Below are 21,613 nucleotides of genomic sequence, written 5' to 3'. Positions count from 1 at the left end.
AATCGCGTGGCAACCTCGGCAGTTCTTAATCAGGAAGCGCTGGCGCAGCAGGTATTGCAGGATACCTTCGGCTACCAGCATTTTCGTCCCGGTCAGCAGACGATCATTAATCAGGCGCTGAGCGGGCGCGATTGTCTGGTGGTGATGCCCACCGGCGGTGGTAAATCGCTCTGTTATCAGATCCCGGCGCTGGTGCGCGAGGGGCTGACACTGGTGGTGTCGCCGCTGATCTCGCTGATGAAAGATCAGGTCGATCAACTGCTGGCGAACGGTGTGGCGGCTGCCTATCTCAACTCCACCATGACGCGCGATCAGCAGCAGACGGTGATGGCCGATTGCCGCACCGGTCGGGTTAAGCTGCTCTATATCGCCCCTGAACGCCTGATGATGGATAACTTCCTGGAAAATCTGGCGCACTGGCAACCGGCGATGCTGGCGGTGGATGAAGCACACTGTATTTCCCAGTGGGGCCACGATTTCCGCCCGGAATATGGCGCACTCGGCAAGATGCGTCAGCGCTTCCCGGAATTACCGGTAATGGCGCTGACCGCTACCGCGGATGAAACCACCCGCAACGACATCGTTAACCTGCTGCACATGCAGGATCCGCTGATCCAGATCAGCAGTTTTGATCGCCCTAATATCCGCTACACGCTGGTGGAGAAATTCAAACCCACCGATCAGCTGCTGCGTTACGTTCAGGATCAGCGCGGCAAGTGCGGCATTATCTACTGCAACAGCCGGGCGAAGGTGGAAGACACCGCCGCACGACTGCAAAGCCGGGGCTTCAGCGTCGGGGCCTACCACGCCGGGATCGACAGCGAGCAGCGTGGCCGGGTGCAGGAAGCGTTCCAGCGTGACGATCTGCAAATCGTGGTGGCGACGGTGGCCTTTGGCATGGGCATCAACAAGCCCAATGTCCGTTTTGTGGTCCACTTCGATATCCCGCGCAATATTGAGTCCTATTATCAGGAAACCGGGCGTGCCGGACGAGATGGTCTGCCCGCAGAGGCGATGATGCTTTACGATCCGGCCGATATGGCCTGGCTGCGTAAATGTCTGGAAGAGAAAGTGCCAGGGCCGCTGCAGGATATTGAGCGTCACAAACTCAACGCCATGGGCGCGTTTGCGGAAGCACAGACCTGCCGCCGTCTGGTACTGCTGAACTATTTTGGCGAGGGTCGCCAGCAGCCGTGCGATAACTGCGACATCTGTCTCGATCCGCCTAAGCGTTATGACGGTCTGGTTGAAGCACAAAAAGCGCTCTCCGGCATCTACCGCGTGGGACAACGCTTCGGTATGGGCTATATCGTTGAGGTGCTGCGCGGGTCCAACAATCAGCGTATCCGTGAACAGGGCCATGACAAGCTGCCGATCTATGGATTGGGCAAAGATCAGAGCCACGAACACTGGGTCAGCGTGTTACGTCAGTTAATCCATCTGGGGCTGGTGACGCAGAACATCGCTATGCATTCGGCACTGCAGCTCACCGAAGCGGCGCGCCCCGTGCTGCGCGGTGAAGTGCCACTGATGCTGGCGGTGCCGCGACTGATTACTGCAAAAACAAAGAGCAGCAGTCCGGCGAAGTTTCACGGTGGCAACTACGATCGCAAACTGTTCGCCAAGCTGCGTAAGCTGCGAAAAGCGATCGCCGATGAAGAGAATATCCCGCCTTATGTGGTGTTCAATGACGCCACACTGATAGAGATGGCAGAACAGATGCCGGTCAGCGCGTCCGAGATGCTCAGCGTCAATGGCGTGGGTCACCGCAAACTGGAGCGCTTTGGCAAACCTTTCCTGGTGATGATCAAAGAGCATCTTGATGATGAAGAGTAAAGGACACTGATTATGCTGATGTTATTCGCTACTGTAGCGCTGGTGCATCTGGTGGCGCTGATGAGCCCCGGCCCCGATTTCTTTTTCGTATCACAAACCGCCGCCAGCCGTTCACGCAAAGAGGCGATGATGGGTGTACTGGGCATTACGCTGGGCATTGTGGTCTGGGCGGGTGTGGCGCTGATGGGGCTGCATCTGATTCTGGAAAAAATGGCCTGGCTGCATCAGATCATTATGGTCGGCGGTGGACTTTATCTGCTGTGGATGGGCTGGCAACTGATGTGTTCGGCACGTCAGCGCCATAAACAGCCGCAGCAGGATGAGCCGGTGGTTGCGCTGCCGAAACGCGGCATGAGCTTTCTCAAAGGCCTGCTGACGAACCTGTCGAATCCTAAAGCGATTATCTACTTCGGCAGCGTCTTCTCGCTGTTTGTTGGCGACGATGTCGGTTCGGCAGAGCGCTGGGGTCTGTTCCTGCTGATTGTCGGTGAAACCTTTGCCTGGTTTACCCTGGTGGCGGCGATTTTTGCGCTGCCGTGGATCCGCACCAGGTATCAGCGACTGGCTAAGTGGGTCGATGGCATGGCAGGCGTTCTGTTTGCCGGTTTCGGTATCCACCTGATTATCTCGCGTTAAGTCCTGCTATCGCCCTTATGCCGGAGAGCGCGTTGCGCTTCCGGCATAAACGTCACTTCTCACTCCTCTGACATGTCGCCTGAGTGACAGTTATCACCCTCTGCACCTGCTGATGATGCTCTGCTACAACTGCGGCTAAATAGTCACCATTCGTTAATAAATGAAACGATTACCTCCGGTATGGTTGTGTCGACGGACTATTTTTCATGGAGATGATGATGAGAGTAAAACCCCTGTTATTGCTGTTAATCGCGTCCTGCATCAGCGCCTGCGCCTCGCCTGATGCTGCCCATAACCGCGCCCCTAATCCGGCTAAAGGGGATAGCGTGTCGGCTATTCTGGCGCAGATACCCCCGGCGTCAGAGCAGCAGCAGGGCGAAAGGATTAGCCGGATCTCTGAGACGTTTCTCGGGACACCCTATGAAGCGGATACGCTGATCGGTTCTCCCACGCGTCCGGAAGCGCTGGTGATCAATTTCAACGGTGTGGATTGCTTCACGCTGCTTGATTATGTACAGGCGCTGAGCCGCAGCCACGATCGCGCCAGCTTTGAGGCCAGCCTGATTCGGACCCGCTACGCTGATGGTGAAGTCAGCTACCTTAAGCGCCGCCATTTTTTCACCGACTGGTTCGCTGAAAATCCGCGCAATGCTGATGACATAACACGCACCCTTAGTCCGGATGCGGTGACGGTGGTGAAGCACCTGAATCTTCAGGCCAGCGGAAAAGAACGGCTACCCGGTCTGGGTGTGATCCCACGCCGCATAACTTACCTTCCGGGCCGCGCGATCACACCGCAGGTGCTGAAGCAGATCCAGACCGGCGATTACATTGGGGTTTACACTCCCCGTCAGGAGCTGGATGTCTCCCATGCAGGGATTGCTGTCTGGCATGATGGGCAGCTATGGTTCAGGAACGCCTCTTCGCTGGCCGCTAATCGTAAAGTTGTCGATGCGCCGTTCAGAGAATATATGCGCTCGAAGCCGGGCATCATTGTGCTGCGTGCGGTTCCACTGACAGCGCCGTAGCGGGGATAGAGAAGAAGGGAGACTCTTTCGCGCCGACCTTAGTGCGTCGGCGCGTCGGGGCTTAAGCGATCTTTCTGGCACTGGCCAGCAGTGCGCCTACCGCCATAAACAGCCCGCCAAAAATGCGGTTCATTAATTTCATCTGTTTTGGACCCTTAATCCAGCCCGCAATCCGTGTTGCCAGCGTGGCGTAGCCAATCATCACGATGATATCGACCACAACGGTGGTGACGCCCAGCACCAGATACTGCATAAATAGCGGCTGATGCGGCTGGATAAATTGCGGGAACAGAGCAGCAAGAAAAACGATACTTTTCGGGTTAGTCAGGTTAACCAGCACGGCGCGTTTGAACAGGCGCCGACGCGGCATCGCTTTGGCGACCGCATCCAGATCAATACCGCCCGCTGAACGCCACTGCTGAATACCCAGCCAGACCAGATAAGCCGCACCGGCCCATTTCAGAATCTCAAACGCCAGCAGCGACTGAGAAAACAGCGCGCCCAGACCGATGCCGACCAGCACGATATGCAGCGCCAGGCCGACCTGCAGACCGGAGATAGAGGCCACCGTGCCGCGATAGCCGTGGCTGATACCGGTGCTCATGGTGTTAATTGCGCCGGAACCGGGCGACAGGCTGAGAATTGTCGTGGTAAGCAGATAGGTCAGCCACCATTCGATGGTCATGGGTCAGGCTCTCTTTAGTAGCGGAATTGTGACACAATACGCCAGAAATAAGCGCGGCGCTACAGCCTGCGCATGGCATTCAGGACTCTGTATCCGGTCATCAGGAGGGCGAATGAATCAACACAAAGCCAGTTGGCTGCGACGAGAAAAAGCCTTTGCTGCCTTCGCCACCGGGCCACTGCTCGATTTCTGGCACAGTCGTGAAGAACTTGAGTTTACCGGCGTGGGCAACCTGACGCTGCGCTACGTCCGTTTCACATCACCGCAACACAAGCGTGTGATTCTGATTGTGCCGGGACGCATCGAGAGTTACATAAAATATCCTGAACTGGCGTACGATCTGTTTCATTGCGGATTTGATGTGGTGATACTGGACCATCGCGGTCAGGGGCGCTCCGATCGGCTGCTGGAAGATTCACATCGCGGTCACGTGGCGGAATTTACCCATTATGTCGACGACCTTGAAACGCTCTATCTGAAAGAGATTATCAGCGGTCACTATCAGCAGCGCTATGCGCTGGCTCACTCCATGGGCGGCGCAATCTTAACGCTGTTTCTGGCGCGTCAGCCGCAGGCGTTTCATGCGGCCGCGCTGGTGGCGCCGATGTTTGGCATTGCGTTACCGTTGCCCTCTTTTCTGGCTCATCGGATTCTGGACTGGGCGGAAAAGCGTCCGGCCATGCGCGATGGCTATGCGCTCGGCACCGGCCGCTGGCGCGCGCATCCGTTTGGCATTAACCGGCTGACGCACAGCACCGAGCGTTACCGGCGAAACCTGCGTTTTTATGCGGACGATCCGGCGATTCGCGTGGGCGGGCCAACCTACCATTGGGTACGTGAAGGCATCCATGCGGGTCGCAATATCATCAGTCAGGTCGATAAAATCACCACGCCACTGCTGCTGTTACAGGCCAGCGATGATCGGGTGGTCGACAATCGTTCGCAGGACCTGTTTTGTGCCGCGATGGCGGCGGCGGGTCATCCGTGTGAAGGCAATAAGCCACGGGTGATCGACGGTGCGCGACATGAGATCCTGTTTGAAAAGGATGAGATGCGTGCCGAAGCACTCAATGCAGTGGTCGACTTCTTTTCATCGCACCACTGACGTTATTTATCCGACCGGTTAAACCGGCAGAACCAGATACCCGAGGTTTTCATGTACCACATCGTTGCATCCGATCTGGATGGCACGCTGCTTTCTCCCGAACATCGCCTGACTCCTTTTGCGCGTGAAACGCTGCAGCAGCTGGTCGCGAAAGATATTCACTTTGTATTCGCCACTGGCCGTCATCATATCGATGTCGGACAGATGCGCGACAGTCTGGCGATTCCGGCCTATATGATCACCTCAAACGGTGCGCGCGTGCACAACGCAGAGGGCGAGCTGGTGTTCAGTCATAATCTGGATGAGGATATCGCCAGCGATCTCTTTGGCCTGCAATATCATCACAGCGATATTCTGACTCACGTTTACCGCGACGATGAGTGGTTTGTCAGCCGTTCAAGTCCGGCTGAGCAGGATTATTTCCGCGAGTCTGTGTTCAACTATCAGGTCTATGAGCCGGGTCTGCTGCCAACCGATAACATCAGCAAAGTCTTCTTCACCTGCGAAAATCCCGAGCATCTGATCCCGATGGAGCAGGCGATTGAAGCGCGCTGGGGCGATCGGGTTAACGTCAGTTTCTCGCTGCCTACCTGTCTGGAAGTCATGGCGGGCGGCGTGTCGAAAGGGCATGCACTGGAAGCGGTTGCGAAAACGCTGGGCCATTCGCTGGACAGCTGTATCGCCTTTGGCGACGGCATGAATGATGTGGAGATGCTGAGCATGGCGGGTAAAGGCTATATCATGCAGAACGCCCATCAGCGGTTGAAAGATACGCTGCCGGAGCTGGATGTGATCGGTTCAAATGCCGATGATGCCGTGCCGCAGACGCTGCGCACGCTCTATCTTGCCTAAGGCGTCTGCGAAAAAAAGGGCCGGATATCCGGCCCTTTTTTTATTGCCGTCAGGCAAGGGTCTTTTTGTGTTTGTGTTCGCTGACCATGGTCAGTAATAGCAGGATAACCGCCAGCACACAGCCAGCAATCATCACCATGAAGCCGCCGTCCCAGCCGAAGTAATCGACGGTGTAACCGACAATGGCGCTGGCCGCCACCGAGCCACCCAGGTAGCCGAACAGGCCGGTGAAGCCCGCCGCTGTCCCCGCCGCTTTTTTCGGGGCCAGTTCGAGCGCATGCAGACCAATCAGCATCACCGGACCGTAGATCAGGAAGCCAATTACGATCATACAGGCCATGTCGACGCCAGGATTGCCCGCCGGGTTGAGCCAGTAGATCACGGTCGCGATGGTCACCAGCGTCATAAAGAACACCCCGGTCGCACCGCGATTACCGCGGAACACTTTGTCCGACATCCAGCCGCACAACAGCGTCCCTGGAATCCCCGCATATTCATACAGGAAGTAAGCCCACGACGATTTATCCAGCGTGAAGTGTTTTACTTCTCTGAGATAGGTCGGCGACCAGTCGAGGATGCCGTAGCGCAGCAGATAGACAAACACGTTGGCCAGTGCGATGTACCACAGTAGCTTGTTCGGCAGCACATATTTCATGAAGATCTGTTTTGCCGTCAGCTCCTCTTCATGGCTGGCATCGTAGTCAGGAGGATAGTCGTTTTTATACTCTTCAATCGGCGGCAGACCGCAGGATTGCGGGGTATCGCGCATCAGGGCAAAAGCCAGAATCGCTATGGCAATCGCGCCAAACGCCGGCATATAGAGTGCCGCTTTCCAGTCGTTAAACCACGCCATACCGAGCAGGAACAGCAGAGGCGGAATACCGCCGCCCACGTTATGGGCGCAGTTCCAGATCGAGACGATCCTGCCGCGCTCCTTTTGCGACCACCAGTGAACCATGGTACGTCCACAGGGTGGCCAGCCCATGCCCTGGAACCAGCCGCAGATAAACAGCAGCACGAACATCACCATAATGCTGGAGGTGGCCCAGGGGACGAATCCCATGATCAGCATTACTGTCGCGGCCAGAATCAGACCTGCCGGTAAAAAGACGCGCGGGTTTGATCGGTCAGAGACCGAGCCCATGATGAATTTTGAAAAGCCGTAGGCAATGGAGATGCCGGATAGGGCAAAACCGAGATCGCCTCGTGAAAAACCCTGCTCCACCAGATAGGGCATGGCGAGGGCGAAGTTTTTTCTGACCAGATAGTAGGCCGCGTAACCAAAGAAGATCCCGATGAAAATTTGCCAGCGCAGACGACGGTAGAGCGGATCAACGTGATCCTCCGCCACCTGCGGCTGACGTGGTGCAGGTTTAAAAATGCTCAGCATCAGTGAGGCCCTCCAGGGCACATTATGGTTTTTAATTCCCAGCAGGTTGGGGCAGGAAAAGAGCAGAAGAAAATGGACGCAGAATGTTCCATTTCGCGCAAAGAATAGTGTTAGTTGCAGAACGTTACTGTGATGAATGACACATTTGTTACAGTTTTATTACAACTTAGAGCGGAAGTGATCATGCGATGGATCATTTCGCGCATTTTATCTGGCTGAAAGATCTTTCTGTAGGCAGTTATATCAGGAGGCAAAAGCCCTTTTCCGATGGACATGCTGATCGCCTGGTTTGTAATCAGATGTCAACCAGATTTCACAGCCTGATGGCAGCACATTGTTTACACTGACGGCCTGTTAATTTCGGGATCGTCGCCGTGTTTTTATTGATTATTACCACCATCCTGTGGGCCTTTTCGTTCAGCCTGATTGGCGAATACCTTGCCGGGCAGGTGGACAGCTGGTTCTCTGTACTGATGCGACTGGCGCTGGCTGCACTGGTTTTTTTACCTTTCCTGCGCTGGCGTGGTCATCGCCCTTCAACGCTGTTGCTTTACATGCTGGTCGGGATGCTGCAGCTGGGCGTGATGTATCTGCTGAGTTTCGAAGCCTATCTCTACCTTAGCGTGTCGGAATTCCTGCTGTTTACGGTGATGACGCCGCTTTATGTGACGCTGATTTACGATCTGATCAGCCGTCGTCCACTGCGCATCGGCTATATCTTCAGTGCACTTCTGGCTGTGGCAGGTGCGGCGATTATTCGCTATGACAAAGTCAGCGATCATTTCTGGTTTGGTCTGCTGTTAGTGCAACTGGCAAACATCTGCTTCGCGGCGGGAATGGTGGGCTATAAGCGTCTGCAGGAGACCCGCCCGATGCCGCAGCACGCGGCCTTCTCCTGGTTCTATCTGGGTGCGGTGTTGATTGCGGTGATCGCCTGGTGTGCCTGGGGCAATCCGCAGAAGTTGCCAACCACCCCATTGCAGTGGGGCATTCTGGTCTGGCTGGGCATTGCGGCTTCCGGTCTCGGCTATTTTATGTGGAATTATGGTGCGACCCAGGTCGATGCCGGCACGCTGGGCATTATGAATAACATGCACGTTCCTGCCGGGCTGCTGGTGAATCTGGCTATCTGGCAGGAGAAACCGCACTGGCCAGGCTTTATTGCGGGCGCACTGGTGATCCTCGCCTCGCTGTGGGTGCACAAGCGCTGGGTGGTGGGGCGCAGTGAACGATCATAAACAGGGCGGCAACAGTGGTGCGGCCTCCCGGGCTGGCGCGTCCGATCGCGAAGGAATCTTACAGGATGGTTCAGAAACGCGCCCGGCGCTTTTTTCCCCCTGCGACGAATGCTCCACCGATGACCCGCTTTCACTCCCAGGGCTGGCCTGGTGTTGCTGATTAAAAAGCCATTAAGAAGCTTGAGGGAAGAGGTGGCGCAACTGAGGAGCAAAGCGTCCGAGCCAGGGATGGCGAGGCCGTGCTGCATGGATGCAGGCTTTCTTTGCGATCAGATGCGCCACTTCTGACCACGCAGGTACCCGAAGCGATCAGCAACAGACGTTAAGCGGGCTTCTCACTCTTAGGACGCTGAATCATCGCCAGCCCTTTCAGGAAGTTACGCAGAATCTGATCGCCGCATTCGCGGTAGTTCTTATGATCAGGTTTGCGGAAAATCGCACCAATCTCAGCCTGTGAAACGGTAAAATTCACGCGCTTCAGTACATCAGGAATGTCGGTGGTTTTCAGATCAAAAGCGATGCGCAGCTTTCTCATGAAGATGTTGTTGGTCATCTTGCGCTCAATCGACGGTGCGGGCGCATCTTCACTTTTACCGCGACGGTAGAAGATCAGGCCATTCAGGAAATAACCCATCAGCACATCGGGGCAGGGACGGAACGCAGCATCGTCATCTTTTTTCAGCCACGCCTGAATATCCGCCAGCGGCACGTCACATTGCGCCAGCGCAAAAATCTCCACCATTTTGGCATCGCTCAGGTTGAGCATGTAGCGCACGCTGCGCAGAATATCATTGTTAGTCATGGTGAAATCTTCTCGTGGTCAGTCGACAGGCTGCGCATTATAGGGGATTTTGCCCGCCTTCGCGCAGGTTTGTGCCCGCCAGATTACCGCTGCAACACCGCACCGGGCAGCGCGGCGTCGCGCACGAAAGGCAGATGCTCACAGGCATGCTGACGGGCAAAGCGGATAAACGCTTCCAGCACCGGCTGACGTTGCTCCCCTTCGCGCACGGCCGCATAAAGACGGCTCCACAAGCCATCGCCCAGCGTGCGGGTGACCACCAGACCCTGCTTCTCAAAACTCTCCACCACCCAATGCGGCAGCGCGGCAATCCCCATACGTGCAGAGACCATCTGAATCATCAGCAGGGTGTTATCCACACTTTTCAGTGCCGGACTGACGCCTGCGGGCTGCAGGAAGTGACGCCAGATATCCAGGCGCTGACGCTGCACCGGATAGATCATTAACACCTCATCGGCTAAATCTTCCGGCGAAATCTGCTCAACCTGCGCCAGCGGGTGATCCGTCGCCAGCACCAGCCGCACTTCATAATCAAACATTGGTGAGTAGAACAGACCCGAGCGCGCCAGGATATCGGAGGTCAGCACCACATCCAGCTCACCCTGTTGCAGGGCGGGTTGAGGATCAAAGGTCACGCCCGATTTGAAATCCATCACCACCTGCGGCCAGCTCTGGCGGAATTTATCCAGCGCGGGAGTCAGCCACTGGATGCAGCTATGGCACTCTATCGCCACCCGCAGCGTGGTCTGATGCGGCTCATGGCAGGCCTGCAATGCCTGCTGAATCTGCGGCAGCACCTGCTCTGCCAGTTGCAGCAGAATATCGCCCTGCGGCGTAAAACGTAGCGGCTGACTTTTACGCACGAACAGACGGAATCCCAGCCGCTGCTCCAGATCGCTGAACTGATGAGACAACGCCGATTGTGTCTGATGAAGCTGGGCCGCCGCCGCCGCCAGCGATCCCGTATTGCGCAGAGCCTGAAGCGTCCGCAGGTGCTTGAGTTCGATCATGAGAGTCCTTCACATCGAAAATGAACATATTGCGCTTGAGCAACATACATTACCCGCAGAGTATAGCAGTGTAAACATCTGGACGGCTAAACATCTTTGGCTGCCCATTTAAGCCAAAGTGAAAGATTATCTGGAGAACAGTACATGACTATCCTCAACCATACCCTGGGCTTTCCCCGAATTGGCCTGCGCCGTGAACTGAAAAAAGCACTAGAGAGTTACTGGGCTGGCGACAGCACACAGCAGGCGTTACTGACGACGGGGCGAGAGCTGCGCACGCGACACTGGCAACAACAGAAAGAGGCGGGCGTCGATCTGCTGCCGGTCGGCGATTTCGCCTGGTATGACCATGTGCTGACCACCAGTCTGATGCTGGGCAACGTGCCCGCGCGTCATCAGAACAAAGCCGGCACCGTGGACCTCGACACCCTGTTCCGCCTGGGACGCGGTCGTGCGCCGACCGGCGAGCCTGCGGCGGCGGCAGAAATGACCAAATGGTTTAACACCAACTATCACTACATGGTGCCGGAATTTACCCAAGGTCAGACGTTTAAACTGACCTGGACCCAACTGCTGGACGAGGTGGATGAGGCACTGGCGCTGGGACACAACATCAAGCCAGTGCTGCTGGGGCCGGTGACGTATCTGTGGCTGGGTAAAGTGAAGGGCGAGCCGTTTGAACGTCTGTCGCTGCTGGAGGGGATTCTGCCGGTCTATCAGCAGGTGCTGGCGGAACTGGCAAAGCGCGGCATCGAATGGGTACAGATTGATGAACCCGCCCTGGCACTGGAGCTGCCGCAGACCTGGCGTGAAGCCTTCCAGCCGGCGTATGACGCACTGCAGGGTCACAGCAAACTGCTGCTGACCACCTATTTTGACAGCATCGGCCAGAACATTGATGTGATTCGTGCGCTGCCGGTGCAGGGGCTGCATGTCGATCTGGTCCATGGTCGTGATGATATTCATCAGCTGAATCAGCAACTGCCCGCCAGCTGGCTGCTGTCACTCGGCGTGATCAACGGACGCAACGTCTGGCGCGCCGATCTGAGCAACTGGTTCAGCCGTTTGCAACCGCTGACGAAAGCGCGTGAACAGGTGTGGATCGGCTCCTCCTGCTCGCTGCTGCATAGCCCTATCGACCTGAGCGTCGAGACCCGTCTGGATGATGAAGTCAAAAGCTGGTTCGCCTTTGCACTGCAGAAATGTGCCGAGCTCTCGCTGCTGAGTCAGGCACTCAGCAACAACGATGCAACGGCGCTGGAAGCCTGGAGCGCACCGGTACACGCCCGTGCTCACTCCCGCCGCGTGCATAATGCGGCGGTGGGCCGGCGTCTGCAGGCCATTACTTCACAGCACAGTGAACGCCAGAGCGCTTATCCGGTGCGGGCGGTCCTGCAGCGTCAGCGATTCAATCTGCCAGCCTGGCCCACCACCACCATCGGCTCTTTTCCGCAGACCACGGAAATTCGCGGCCTGCGCCTCGACTTTAAACAAGGCCGGCTCGACAGCAACCATTACCGCACCGGCATCGCGGAGCACATTAAGCAGGCGATTCTCGAACAGGAGCGGCTGGGGCTGGATGTGCTGGTTCACGGTGAAGCGGAACGTAACGACATGGTTGAGTACTTCGGCGAACATCTGGAGGGGTTTGTCTTCACACAGAATGGCTGGGTTCAGAGCTACGGTTCACGCTGTGTGAAACCGCCTGTCATCATCGGCGATATCAGTCGTCCTGAGGCGATCACCGTCGAGTGGGCCAGATATGCCCAGTCGCTGACCGATAAACCGGTAAAAGGGATGCTAACGGGCCCGGTAACCATCCTCTGCTGGTCATTCCCGCGAGAAGATGTGTCACGTGAAACCATCGCGAAACAGATCGCGCTGGCGCTGCGTGATGAAGTCGAAGATCTGGAAAATGCGGGCATCGGGATTATCCAGATTGATGAGCCTGCACTGCGTGAAGGTCTGCCGCTGCATCAGTCTGAATGGGCTGCCTACCTGAACTGGGCGGTGGAGGCCTTCCGACTGAATGCGGCGGTGGCGCGGGATGAAACCCAGATTCACACCCATATGTGTTACTGCGAGTTCAACGACATTATGGACGCTATCGCGGCGCTGGATGCCGATGTGATCACCATTGAAACCTCGCGATCCGACATGGATCTGCTGGAGGCGTTTGAAAACTTCGACTACCCGAATGAAATCGGCCCCGGCGTCTACGACATCCATTCGCCTAACGTCCCCAGCGTAGAGTGGATAGAAGCACTGTTGCTGAAGGCGGCGAAACGTATTCCGGAAGCGCGTCTGTGGGTGAACCCGGACTGCGGTTTGAAAACTCGGGGCTGGACGGAAACGCGTCAGGCGCTGGCGAACATGGTGACGGCGGCGAAGAAATTGCGTGGCGAAACGGCGTAGGGAATCGGGTCTGGTGGGTGAAAAAATCAGGGGTGCATAAGCGTAATGCCAGTCAGTTAAGCGACAGGTGATAACGCAGTCTGGTGCCGGCCAGGGAGGGCCGATCCCCGAACGGTTCGTCGGCACGACGTCAAAGCCGAAGGAACCGCGTGAGCGGCGCGAGGACGGGCCGGCAGCAGCAGCGGTGCGCTGGCCCGCACTGCGGCTCGCTCGCCCGGAAAAAAAGCTGCCACGTTTGACCGTGACAGCCTTTACAAATCTGATCTTAACTGATCAGCATTAGGGCGCAGACGCGCCCCTTTTTCATTTACTGCGATGCAACACCATACTGCCTGAACCAGGCCAGCATCCGCTGCCAGCCATCATTGGCAGATTCAGCATGGTAGCTTGCACGATAGTCAGCATTAAAGGCATGACCCGCTTCGGGATAGACGATGATCTCTGCGGTCGCATTGGCGGCATGCAGTGCCTGACGCATCTGCTCGACGCTCTCCAGCGGAATGCCCTCATCCTGGCCACCATACAACCCTAATACTGGCGCATTCAGATCGACCGCAATATCAATAGGATGCTTCTGCTGCTTCAGCGTGCGCTCACCGGTCAGGCGTCCATACCACGCCACGGCGGCGCGCAGTTGCGGGTTATGCGCGGCGTAGAGCCAGCTGATGCGACCACCCCAGCAAAAACCGGTGATGCCCATGCGACGAATATCGCCGCCGTTGCGTGCGGCCCAGTTGGCGGCATGATCGAGATCGGCCAGCACCTGGCTGTCAGGCACTTTGCTGACCAGCTCGCTGAACAGCGTCGGGATATCGTTATACTCAGCGGGATCGCCCTCGCGGAAATAGAGCTCAGGCGCGATAGCCAGATAGCCTTCCAGCGCCAGACGGCGGCAGATATCCCGGATGTGTTCATGCACACCAAAGATCTCCTGCACCACCAGCACGACTGGCCACGGGCCCTCCGCTGACTGGGGTTTTGCAAAGAATGCCGGCATGTTTTCGCCCTGGCTGGGCACTGAGGTTTCACCCGCGTGAATCGCCGGGCTGTCGGTAATGATGGTGGTGGAGGCGGTGGGCTGCACGGCAGGGGCAAAGCCGCCCGTCGCCGGTTTTTGTGCCATATTTTCACTGGGTTTCATTATTCTCTCCGTGCAAGCATTTGCGCAATCACGTAACTATAGCCTGGCCGGAAAGCGTATGCGCCAGGTGTCGGGTCACAGAATCAGCAGCGAATTAAATCATCCTCCTCTTTAACATTGCGCTGACCCTGACACAGCCCCGCCGAGAGCTATCCGCACCAGGAAGATGCGATTGTGTGATTGTTATCACAATTTATCTTCCGGGAAATGTAACTTTCATTTTCTTAAGTGAATGTTGTCACATATTTATCGGGCGTGCTGGCGTAGAGTGGCGCGCTACCTTCCCTTAACAGGAGTCTGAAAATGACACAGTCTGACGTTTTCCATCTTGGCCTGACTAAAGCCGATCTGCAGGGCGCCACCCTGGCGATTGTGCCGGGCGATCCGGAGCGCGTGAAGAAAATTGCCGGACTGATGGAAGATGCCACGCATCTCGCCTCACACCGTGAATTTACCTCCTGGCTGGCAAAAATTGATGGTAAGCCGGTCGTGGTCTGCTCAACCGGCATTGGCGGTCCGTCTACCTCGATTGCGGTCGAAGAGCTGGCACAGCTTGGCGTGCGTACCTTCCTGCGTGTCGGTACCACCGGCGCTATCCAGCCGCATATCAATGTCGGCGATGTGCTGGTGACTACCGCGTCTGTTCGCCTGGACGGGGCCAGCCTGCATTTTGCGCCGATGGAGTTCCCGGCAGTGGCTGATTTCGCCTGCACCACCGCGCTGGTTGCCGCCGCAGAAGCCTGTGGCGCGAAAACGCATATCGGCATCACCGCCTCTTCTGACACCTTCTATCCGGGTCAGGAGCGCTACGACACCGTTTCGGGCCGCGTAGTCAGTCGCTTCAGGGGATCGATGAAAGAGTGGCAGGAGATGGGCGTTCTCAACTATGAGATGGAATCCGCTACACTGTTAACCATGTGCGCCAGCCAGGGTCTGCGAGCCGGCATGGTGGCGGGCGTGATTGTGAACCGCACTCAGAAAGAGATCCCGGATGCGGTCACCATGAAACAGACAGAAAGCGACGCAGTGAAGATTGTGGTCGAAGCGGCGCGTCGCTTACTATAACGACCGCGTCTGGCAGCAGGTTTTTTGTCCAGACTCAAAATCTGCTGCCGGTAGTTAACGGCGCGTAATTTCAGTGAAACCTGAGAGTTTTTATGCGCAATACTATTCCCGTCCGACGTCCTGCCCCTGGTGCTAATCCGGCCGCACTCCAAGCCATGCTGGAACGCAGTGCCGAACGTTTCCGTGCCGCCATGCAACAGGGCGACTATGCGCTGGCCGCTCAATGCTGCGAAGAGGTGCTGCGCTCAATGCCCAATCAGATGCAGGTGCTGAGCGACTACGCGCTCTGTCTGCTGCGTCTGGGTCAGCACAATAAGTCGTACAAAATCTACCAGAAGATTTATCAGTCGCCGCCCGCAGTGCAGGCTACCGCCTCTGAAACCTGGCTGGATGGCTTAACCGAAGTGTGTGGCTGGCTGGATAAAAAGGACGAGGTGGCGCGTCATGGCCTGGCCTCGCTGATGCGCGCTGATGCGCGTTTCAGTCAGGGGCAGCGCGCCGCGTTTCCTGCTCCGCAACCGGAGCCTGTCGATCTCACTCATCCGCACCAGAATGTCATCGCTTTCTGCCTCTATGGCGATCAGCCGCGCTACTGTGAAACCTTAATCAAAAACGTTGAAGTGGCGCCTGAACTCTATCCCGGCTGGGTCTGCCGCATCTACCTGGATGACAGCGTGCCGCAGCATGTCTGGCAGCGCCTTGACCAGCCGCACGTCCAGCTGATCGATATGTCCCACGAGAAAACCCTGTTTCCGACCCTGTGGCGTTTCCTGGTGATGGACGATCCTGATGTGAAACGCTTTATTGTACGCGATGCCGACTCGCTGCTTTCAGAGCGCGAAGCGGCGGCGGTAAACGCCTGGCTGGCGTCGCCTTACTGGTTCCACCATATGCGTGACTACTTCTCCCATACTGAGCTGCTGCTGGCAGGGATGTGGGGCGGCTGTCACGGCGTTTTCCGTGATGTGGAACAGGCGATGCGCGATTTCATTGCGCACTATCAGGGCAGCCAGCGTTTCACCGATCAATATTTCCTCAAAGTGGCGTTGTGGCCGACGGTGCGTGAAAGCCTCCTGAGCCACGATGCGCTGTTTCATTTTCATCAGGCCCAGCCGTGGCCTGAGCATGCGCCTGTGCGCTGGCAGACGCCGCATTTCCACGTGGGCAGCAATGCCGGATTTGCCAGTATGACCGGCAAATCCAGCGCCGCGGAGGGAAGCAGACAGCGCGTCGCGATCACCTCGGGCGGGACGACCTGGCACTATCTTGCGCAGGTTAAAAAGGGTGAATGGCTATTGCCCATGCCGTTTTTTCTGATTGATGAGTGGCAGGCTGGCAAGCTCACGGTGGCGGCGCTGTAAGGCGCTGAATCCTGCTAAAATTATCTGGACATTCATACAGTGCGACTCTACCTTTCCCTCAGCAGCCTGAGTCGCGGGGGAAATCATGGATCAGCACATCATTATCAGCGCCTGTCTGGCGCTTGCCGGGTTAGGGATTGGCTGGATGCTGGCACAGTTACGTGCCGGCCATCAGGTCGCCAGTTTCCAGACCGAGCGCCGTCTGCAGGAAGAGGCGCAACAGCGTCAGCAGCAGCAAATCGAACAGCTTCAGCAGCAGACGCAGCAGCAGACGCAGCAGCGTGAGCAGGAACTTCGTCAGCTGCACGGCGCGCTGAGCGGCGCCAATGAGCGGCTGCAACAGCTCGATTACTGGCGCAATGAAAGTGAGCAGCTTAATCGTGAACTGCGCAATCAGCTGGAGGTCAACAGCGCGCAGGAAGCGGAGCTGCGTGAGGTGACCATTCGCCTTGAAGAGACCCGTTTCGCCGCGGAAGAGAAACAGCGGCTGCTGACCAACAGCGAACAACGCCTTAGCGCCCAGTTTGAAAACCTCGCCAACCGTATTTTCGAAAACAGCGGCCGTCGCGTCGATGAGCAGAACCGGCAAAGTCTGGACGGGCTGATTGGCCCGTTACGTGAACAGCTTGATGGCTTTCGTCGCCAGGTTCATGAAAGCTTTGGTGCAGAGGCGCGTGAACGGCATACCCTGACCCATGAAATCCGGCAGTTACAGCAGCTGAATGCGCAGATGGCGCAGGAGGCGCTTAACCTGACCAAAGCGCTGAAGGGCGATAATAAGATCCAGGGTAACTGGGGGGAAGTGGTGCTGAGCCGGGTACTGGAGGCCTCCGGACTGCGTGAAGGCTACGAATATGAAACCCAGGTGAGCATCCAGTCAGAACAGCAGGGCAGGATGCAGCCGGATGTGATTGTGCGCCTGCCGCAGGGCAAAGATGTGGTGGTGGACGCCAAAATGACGCTGGTGGCCTATGAACGCTACTTCAATGCGGATGATGAGATCGAACGTGAGCAGGCTATCCAGGAACATGTCGCCGCCATGCGGGCGCACATCCGCCTGCTGGGACGAAAAGATTATCAACAATTGCCCGGCTTACGATCGCTGGATTATGTATTAATGTTCATTCCGGTGGAGCCCGCCTTTTTGCTGGCCATTGACCGCCAGCCTGAGCTGATCGGCGAGGCGCTGCAGCAGAACATCATGCTGGTCAGCCCCACCACGCTGCTGGTGGCATTGCGAACCATTAATAACCTGTGGCGCTATGAGCATCAGAGCCGCAATGCGCAGCGTATTGCCGATCGGGCAACGCGGCTCTATGACAAGATGCGGCTGTTTGTCGATGACATGAGCGGCATTGGTCACAGCCTGGATAAGGCGCAGAACAGCTATCGTGAGGCGATGAAAAAGCTGTCGGAAGGGCGCGGCAACCTGATTGCGCAGACTGAAGGATTTCGTGCGCTGGGCGTGGAGATCAAACGACCAATTAATCCTCAGCTGGCCGAACGAGCCATGCCGGAAAACCGGGCGGCTGATGACGCAGATGATGACAGTGATGCGGATGAAAGTGAGATGCGTGTGAGGCGCCTCCACGAATAGTATGGGCGCAGCGTGCCTGACTTCCGTGACTCTGATACACTTCGGGAAGTATTGTTTGTGGAGCAGGTAAAACCGATGGCAGATGAATCACAGCAGGAAACTACCCATTTTGGCTTTCAGACGGTCGCCAAAAGCGAAAAAGCTGACAAAGTCGCGGACGTGTTTCACTCCGTAGCGGCAAAATATGACCTGATGAACGATTTGATGTCGTTTGGCGTCCATCGTATCTGGAAGCGTTTTACCATTGACAGCAGCGGCGTACGTCGCGGTCAGCGCGTGTTGGATCTCGCGGGTGGTACCGGCGATCTGACAGCAAAATTTTCTCGCCTGGTGGGCGAAACGGGTCAGGTTGTACTGGCCGATATCAACAGTTCCATGCTGAAGATGGGCCGCGAAAAGCTGCGCAATCAGGGCGTGGTCGGCAACGTGAGTTATGTACAGGCCAACGCCGAAGCCCTGCCTTTCCCCGATAACTATTTCGACTGCATCACCATCTCTTTTGGCCTGCGCAACGTTACGGAAAAAGAGAAGGCGCTGGCCTCTATGTTCCGCGTACTGAAGCCGGGCGGACGCCTGCTGGTGCTGGAGTTCTCTAAGCCCGTGCTGGATCCGCTGAGCAAAGCGTATGACGCTTATTCGTTCCACATTCTGCCGCGCATCGGACAGCTGGTGGCGCAGGATGCAGAGAGCTACCGCTATCTGGCCGAATCGATCCGCATGCATCCCGATCAGGAGACCCTGAAAGCGATGATGAACGATGTCGGTTTTGAAAATACCACTTACTCCAATATGACCGGCGGCATTGTGGCGCTGCATCGTGGATTTAAGTTCTGAGTGAGATGGTAATGAACCTGACGCCCTTGATTACCGCGGGCCTGGAAACGGCGCTGAACCGTATTCTCTATCGCGATCGTGGCCTGAAACCGGCGCGGCAACGCCTGAATGGCAAAGTGCTGACGCTGCGCCTGAATGAGTTCTCTCATCCGCTGGTGCTGGTCTTTAGTGAACAGCAGATGGATGTGCTGGCTGACTGGCAGGATCGCAGTGATTGCACGGTGATCACCTCGCTGAAAACCCTGCCGAAGCTGCGCGATCGCCAGCAACTGACGCCGCTGATCCGCAGCGGTGAACTGCAGGTTGAAGGTGATCTGCAGGTGGTGCAGCAGTTCTCCGCGCTGATGGACCTGGCTGAGCTGGATCCGGCAGAATATCTGGCTCCCTGGGTCGGCGATATCGCCGCACAGGGGATCAGTCAGCGATCACAACAGGCATTTCGCTTTTTCAAAGGTGAAGTGCAGCGTCGCCAGGATTATCTCGGCCAGGCCATAACCGAAGAGTGGCGTGTTGCGCCTGGCTCGCTGGAATTAGCCTGGTTTTCTGAAGAGGTCGACGCGATGGAACGTTCGCTTGACGCGCTTGATGCGCGTCTGGCGCAGCTGGAGGCAAAATGAGTTTTGGAGAGATCCGCCGCTTATACCTGATCATGAAGGTGTTTCTGACCTATGGCCTTGATGAACTGATTCCTCAGACACGCCTCACTTTCCTGTTTCGTCTGTGGCGTCGCTCTGTTTTCTGGATCCCTAATCTGCATCAGCATGAACCGATCGGCGCACGTATGCGCATGGCGATGGAGCAGCTGGGTCCGGTCTGGATCAAGTTTGGCCAGATGCTGTCGACCCGTCGTGATCTCTTCCCGCCGCTGATTGCTGATCAACTGGCGATCCTGCAGGACCGTGTTGCGCCATTCGATGGCGTTAAAGCCAAAGCGCAGATTGAAGCTTCAATGGGTGCGCCGATTGAAACCTGGTTTGATGATTTTGATATCAAGCCACTGGCTTCGGCATCCATTGCGCAGGTGCACACCGCCACGCTGAAATCAAACGGCAAGAAAGTGGTGATCAAAGTGATTCGCCCCGATATTTTGCCGGTGATTCGGGCGGACATGAAGCTGATCTATCGCCTGGCCCGCTGGGTCCCGCGTCTGCTGCCGGATGGCCGTCGTCTGCGTCCGGTCGAAGTGGTGCGAGATTATGAGAAAACCCTGCTTGATGAGCTGAATCTGTTACGTGAAGCGGCCAACGCCATTCAGCTGCGCCGGAATTTTGAAGATAGCCGCATGCTCTATGTGCCGGAAGTCTATTCCGACTACTGCAGCGAAACCATGATGGTGATGGAACGCATCTACGGCATTCCGATTTCAGACGTTGCCACGCTGGAGCGTCATGGCGTTAATATGAAGCTGCTGGCAGAACGTGGCGTGCAGGTCTTTTTCACCCAGGTCTTCCGCGACAGCTTCTTCCATGCGGATATGCATCCTGGCAATATTTTTGTCAGCTATGAACATCCGGAAGATCCACAATATATCGGCATCGACTGCGGTATCGTGGGTTCACTGAATAAAGAAGATAAGCGCTATCTGGCTGAAAACTTTATCGCCTTCTTCAACCGTGACTACCGTAAAGTCGCGGAGTTGCACGTTGACTCAGGCTGGGTGCCGCCCGATACCAACGTTGAAGATTTCGAGTTTGCGATTCGCACAGTCTGCGAGCCGATTTTTGAAAAACCGCTGGCTGAAATCTCCTTCGGGCATGTGCTGCTGAACCTGTTCAACACCGCACGCCGTTTTAATATGGAAGTGCAGCCGCAGCTGGTGCTGCTGCAAAAAACGCTGCTCTATGTTGAAGGCATCGGCCGTCAGCTCTATCCGCAGCTCGACCTGTGGAAGACAGCCAAGCCCTTCCTGGAAGAGTGGATTAAAGATCAGGTGGGATTACCGGCTATTATCCGTGCGGTAAAAGAGAAAGCGCCATTCTGGGCTGAGAAGCTCCCTGAGCTGCCGGAGCTGTTTTATGACAGCATGCGCCAGCACAAACTTTTGCGGCACAGCGTCGATAAATTAGTGGGTGATATGAATGCGCAGCGCGTCCGGCACCATCAGGCGCGTTACCTGTTTGGCGTCGGTGCAACGTTGCTGTTAAGCGGAACGGCTGTGCTGCTTACCCGACCAGATTGGGACTTTTTCCCGGCGGTGTTAATGGCAGCAGGAATCGTCTCCTGGTTAATCGGCTGGCGTAAGACAAACTGATTGTCACGTCCGTCTAAAAAAAGGTAATGTCGCTGGCTCAGGCCCGGTTGAAAAGGGCTCTCTGTGGTGCATTACCTCATCGTTTTCACAGAATATTAGAGGCTATCTCATGGGCGGTATCAGTATCTGGCAATTGGTAATCATTGCCGTGATTGTTGTACTTCTGTTCGGTACTAACAAATTACGTAATATGGGTTCAGATTTGGGTTCTTCGATTCGTGGCTTCAAAAAAGCCATGAGTGACGAGGACGACAAAAAGGATCAACCGAAAGAGCAGGACGCTGACTTCGCTGCCAAAACGCTGGCAGACAAACAGCAAACTTCGGCTAACAAAGAAGAAGCCAAGAACGACAAGCAGGTGTAAACC

General features: G+C 56.3%; 19 protein-coding genes. 14 read left to right on the top strand and 5 right to left on the bottom strand.

The window, feature by feature from the left end:
• Positions 1–6: 6 nt before the first annotated feature.
• The 3 genes from recQ to AC0T7J_RS16820 all read left to right on the top strand — a co-directional run bounded on the left by recQ (position 7) and on the right by AC0T7J_RS16820 (position 3,500).
• The gene (gene recQ, locus AC0T7J_RS16830) at positions 7–1,836 is read left to right on the top strand and encodes an ATP-dependent DNA helicase RecQ (RefSeq protein ID WP_473795408.1); all 1,830 of its coding nucleotides are present in this window, start codon (positions 7–9) and stop codon (positions 1,834–1,836) included.
• A gap of 12 nt (positions 1,837–1,848) precedes the next feature.
• On the top strand, positions 1,849–2,472 hold the full coding sequence (gene rhtC, locus AC0T7J_RS16825; protein ID WP_473795406.1) for a threonine export protein RhtC: 624 nt from the start codon (positions 1,849–1,851) through the stop codon (positions 2,470–2,472).
• A gap of 218 nt (positions 2,473–2,690) precedes the next feature.
• Positions 2,691–3,500: a DUF1460 domain-containing protein gene (locus tag AC0T7J_RS16820; RefSeq protein WP_473795405.1), complete on the top strand. Its 810-nt coding sequence runs from the start codon at positions 2,691–2,693 to the stop codon at positions 3,498–3,500.
• Positions 3,501–3,561: 61 nt separating this feature from the next.
• Here AC0T7J_RS16820 and rhtB read toward each other — a convergent pair whose 3' ends face one another.
• On the bottom strand, positions 3,562–4,185 hold the full coding sequence (gene rhtB / locus AC0T7J_RS16815) for a homoserine/homoserine lactone efflux protein (RefSeq protein WP_003854387.1): 624 nt from the start codon (positions 4,183–4,185) through the stop codon (positions 3,562–3,564).
• Between the two features lie 112 nt (positions 4,186–4,297).
• On the opposite strand from rhtB, the gene pldB reads away from it, so the two are divergent.
• Both pldB and yigL read left to right on the top strand, forming a co-directional pair.
• A complete protein-coding gene (gene pldB, locus AC0T7J_RS16810; RefSeq protein WP_039390494.1) occupies positions 4,298–5,290 on the top strand; it encodes a lysophospholipase L2 in 993 nt (330 codons plus the stop codon).
• A gap of 51 nt (positions 5,291–5,341) precedes the next feature.
• Positions 5,342–6,142: a sugar/pyridoxal phosphate phosphatase YigL gene (gene yigL / locus AC0T7J_RS16805; RefSeq protein WP_473795403.1), complete on the top strand. Its 801-nt coding sequence runs from the start codon at positions 5,342–5,344 to the stop codon at positions 6,140–6,142.
• A 49-nt stretch (positions 6,143–6,191) separates the two neighbouring features.
• Here the strand turns inward: yigL and glpT are convergent, their stop codons facing one another.
• Positions 6,192–7,532, bottom strand: coding sequence for a glycerol-3-phosphate transporter (gene glpT, locus AC0T7J_RS16800; protein WP_473795402.1), 1,341 nt, complete (start codon positions 7,530–7,532; stop codon positions 6,192–6,194).
• A gap of 374 nt (positions 7,533–7,906) precedes the next feature.
• Here glpT and AC0T7J_RS16795 point away from each other — a divergent pair, with 374 nt between their 5' ends.
• Positions 7,907–8,770: a carboxylate/amino acid/amine transporter gene (locus AC0T7J_RS16795; protein ID WP_473795401.1), complete on the top strand. Its 864-nt coding sequence runs from the start codon at positions 7,907–7,909 to the stop codon at positions 8,768–8,770.
• Positions 8,771–9,092: 322 nt separating this feature from the next.
• Here AC0T7J_RS16795 and AC0T7J_RS16790 read toward each other — a convergent pair whose 3' ends face one another.
• Together AC0T7J_RS16790 and metR are read right to left on the bottom strand one after the other, a co-directional pair.
• A complete protein-coding gene (locus AC0T7J_RS16790; protein WP_010257278.1) occupies positions 9,093–9,572 on the bottom strand; it encodes a YehS family protein in 480 nt (159 codons plus the stop codon).
• 83 nt (positions 9,573–9,655) lie between these two features.
• Entirely contained in the window at positions 9,656–10,582 is a 927-nt protein-coding gene (gene metR / locus AC0T7J_RS16785; protein ID WP_003854400.1) for an HTH-type transcriptional regulator MetR, read from the bottom strand.
• A gap of 144 nt (positions 10,583–10,726) precedes the next feature.
• On the opposite strand from metR, the gene metE reads away from it, so the two are divergent.
• Positions 10,727–12,997: a 5-methyltetrahydropteroyltriglutamate--homocysteine S-methyltransferase gene (gene metE / locus AC0T7J_RS16780; protein WP_473795398.1), complete on the top strand. Its 2,271-nt coding sequence runs from the start codon at positions 10,727–10,729 to the stop codon at positions 12,995–12,997.
• Between the two features lie 307 nt (positions 12,998–13,304).
• Here the strand turns inward: metE and AC0T7J_RS16775 are convergent, their stop codons facing one another.
• Entirely contained in the window at positions 13,305–14,138 is an 834-nt protein-coding gene (locus tag AC0T7J_RS16775; protein ID WP_473795397.1) for a dienelactone hydrolase family protein, read from the bottom strand.
• 303 nt (positions 14,139–14,441) lie between these two features.
• Here AC0T7J_RS16775 and udp point away from each other — a divergent pair, with 303 nt between their 5' ends.
• From udp to tatA, 7 genes are all read left to right on the top strand, one after another.
• Positions 14,442–15,203: a uridine phosphorylase gene (udp, locus tag AC0T7J_RS16770; RefSeq protein WP_010257266.1), complete on the top strand. Its 762-nt coding sequence runs from the start codon at positions 14,442–14,444 to the stop codon at positions 15,201–15,203.
• Positions 15,204–15,295: 92 nt separating this feature from the next.
• The gene (locus tag AC0T7J_RS16765) at positions 15,296–16,564 is read left to right on the top strand and encodes a tetratricopeptide repeat protein (RefSeq protein ID WP_473795395.1); all 1,269 of its coding nucleotides are present in this window, start codon (positions 15,296–15,298) and stop codon (positions 16,562–16,564) included.
• An 85-nt stretch (positions 16,565–16,649) separates the two neighbouring features.
• Positions 16,650–18,161: a DNA recombination protein RmuC gene (gene rmuC / locus AC0T7J_RS16760; protein WP_473795394.1), complete on the top strand. Its 1,512-nt coding sequence runs from the start codon at positions 16,650–16,652 to the stop codon at positions 18,159–18,161.
• A 75-nt stretch (positions 18,162–18,236) separates the two neighbouring features.
• On the top strand, positions 18,237–18,995 hold the full coding sequence (ubiE, locus tag AC0T7J_RS16755) for a bifunctional demethylmenaquinone methyltransferase/2-methoxy-6-polyprenyl-1,4-benzoquinol methylase UbiE (protein WP_008926452.1): 759 nt from the start codon (positions 18,237–18,239) through the stop codon (positions 18,993–18,995).
• Between the two features lie 11 nt (positions 18,996–19,006).
• Complete coding sequence (gene ubiJ / locus AC0T7J_RS16750) at positions 19,007–19,612, top strand: ubiquinone biosynthesis protein UbiJ (RefSeq protein ID WP_473795393.1); 606 nt, start codon at positions 19,007–19,009, stop codon at positions 19,610–19,612.
• Positions 19,609–21,246 (top strand): ubiquinone biosynthesis regulatory protein kinase UbiB, encoded by a 1,638-nt coding sequence (gene ubiB, locus AC0T7J_RS16745; protein WP_031590268.1) that lies wholly within the window; start codon positions 19,609–19,611, stop codon positions 21,244–21,246. Before ubiJ ends, ubiB begins: the two co-directional genes overlap by 4 nt.
• 109 nt (positions 21,247–21,355) lie before the next feature.
• Positions 21,356–21,610 carry a Sec-independent protein translocase subunit TatA gene (tatA, locus tag AC0T7J_RS16740; RefSeq protein ID WP_473795392.1) on the top strand — a complete coding sequence of 85 codons (255 nt, stop codon included), beginning with the start codon at positions 21,356–21,358 and terminating at the stop codon, positions 21,608–21,610.
• Positions 21,611–21,613 lie beyond the last annotated feature (3 nt).

The sequence above is a fragment of the Pantoea sp. E956-1 genome, from assembly GCF_982223955.1.
The sequence above is the reverse complement of the archived record's forward strand: the minus strand, read 5'-3'. Positions and strand labels throughout refer to the sequence as shown.

Bases quoted from the DNA above. Each gene is read 5' to 3' on its own strand.
- AC0T7J_RS16790 (WP_010257278.1), bottom strand. From the start codon at position 9,572: ATGACTAACAATGATATTCTGCGCAGCGTGCGCTACATGCTCAACCTG.
- yigL (WP_473795403.1), top strand. From the start codon at position 5,342: ATGTACCACATCGTTGCATCCGATCTGGATGGCACGCTGCTTTCTCCC.
- tatA (WP_473795392.1), top strand. From the start codon at position 21,356: ATGGGCGGTATCAGTATCTGGCAATTGGTAATCATTGCCGTGATTGTT.
- AC0T7J_RS16765 (WP_473795395.1), top strand. From the start codon at position 15,296: ATGCGCAATACTATTCCCGTCCGACGTCCTGCCCCTGGTGCTAATCCG.
- metE (WP_473795398.1), top strand. From the start codon at position 10,727: ATGACTATCCTCAACCATACCCTGGGCTTTCCCCGAATTGGCCTGCGC.
- glpT (WP_473795402.1), bottom strand. From the start codon at position 7,532: ATGCTGAGCATTTTTAAACCTGCACCACGTCAGCCGCAGGTGGCGGAG.
- ubiE (WP_008926452.1), top strand. From the start codon at position 18,237: ATGGCAGATGAATCACAGCAGGAAACTACCCATTTTGGCTTTCAGACG.
- ubiJ (WP_473795393.1), top strand. From the start codon at position 19,007: ATGAACCTGACGCCCTTGATTACCGCGGGCCTGGAAACGGCGCTGAAC.
- udp (WP_010257266.1), top strand. From the start codon at position 14,442: ATGACACAGTCTGACGTTTTCCATCTTGGCCTGACTAAAGCCGATCTG.
- rhtB (WP_003854387.1), bottom strand. From the start codon at position 4,185: ATGACCATCGAATGGTGGCTGACCTATCTGCTTACCACGACAATTCTC.
- pldB (WP_039390494.1), top strand. From the start codon at position 4,298: ATGAATCAACACAAAGCCAGTTGGCTGCGACGAGAAAAAGCCTTTGCT.
- metR (WP_003854400.1), bottom strand. From the start codon at position 10,582: ATGATCGAACTCAAGCACCTGCGGACGCTTCAGGCTCTGCGCAATACG.
- AC0T7J_RS16820 (WP_473795405.1), top strand. From the start codon at position 2,691: ATGAGAGTAAAACCCCTGTTATTGCTGTTAATCGCGTCCTGCATCAGC.
- rhtC (WP_473795406.1), top strand. From the start codon at position 1,849: ATGCTGATGTTATTCGCTACTGTAGCGCTGGTGCATCTGGTGGCGCTG.
- AC0T7J_RS16775 (WP_473795397.1), bottom strand. From the start codon at position 14,138: ATGAAACCCAGTGAAAATATGGCACAAAAACCGGCGACGGGCGGCTTT.
- rmuC (WP_473795394.1), top strand. From the start codon at position 16,650: ATGGATCAGCACATCATTATCAGCGCCTGTCTGGCGCTTGCCGGGTTA.
- ubiB (WP_031590268.1), top strand. From the start codon at position 19,609: ATGAGTTTTGGAGAGATCCGCCGCTTATACCTGATCATGAAGGTGTTT.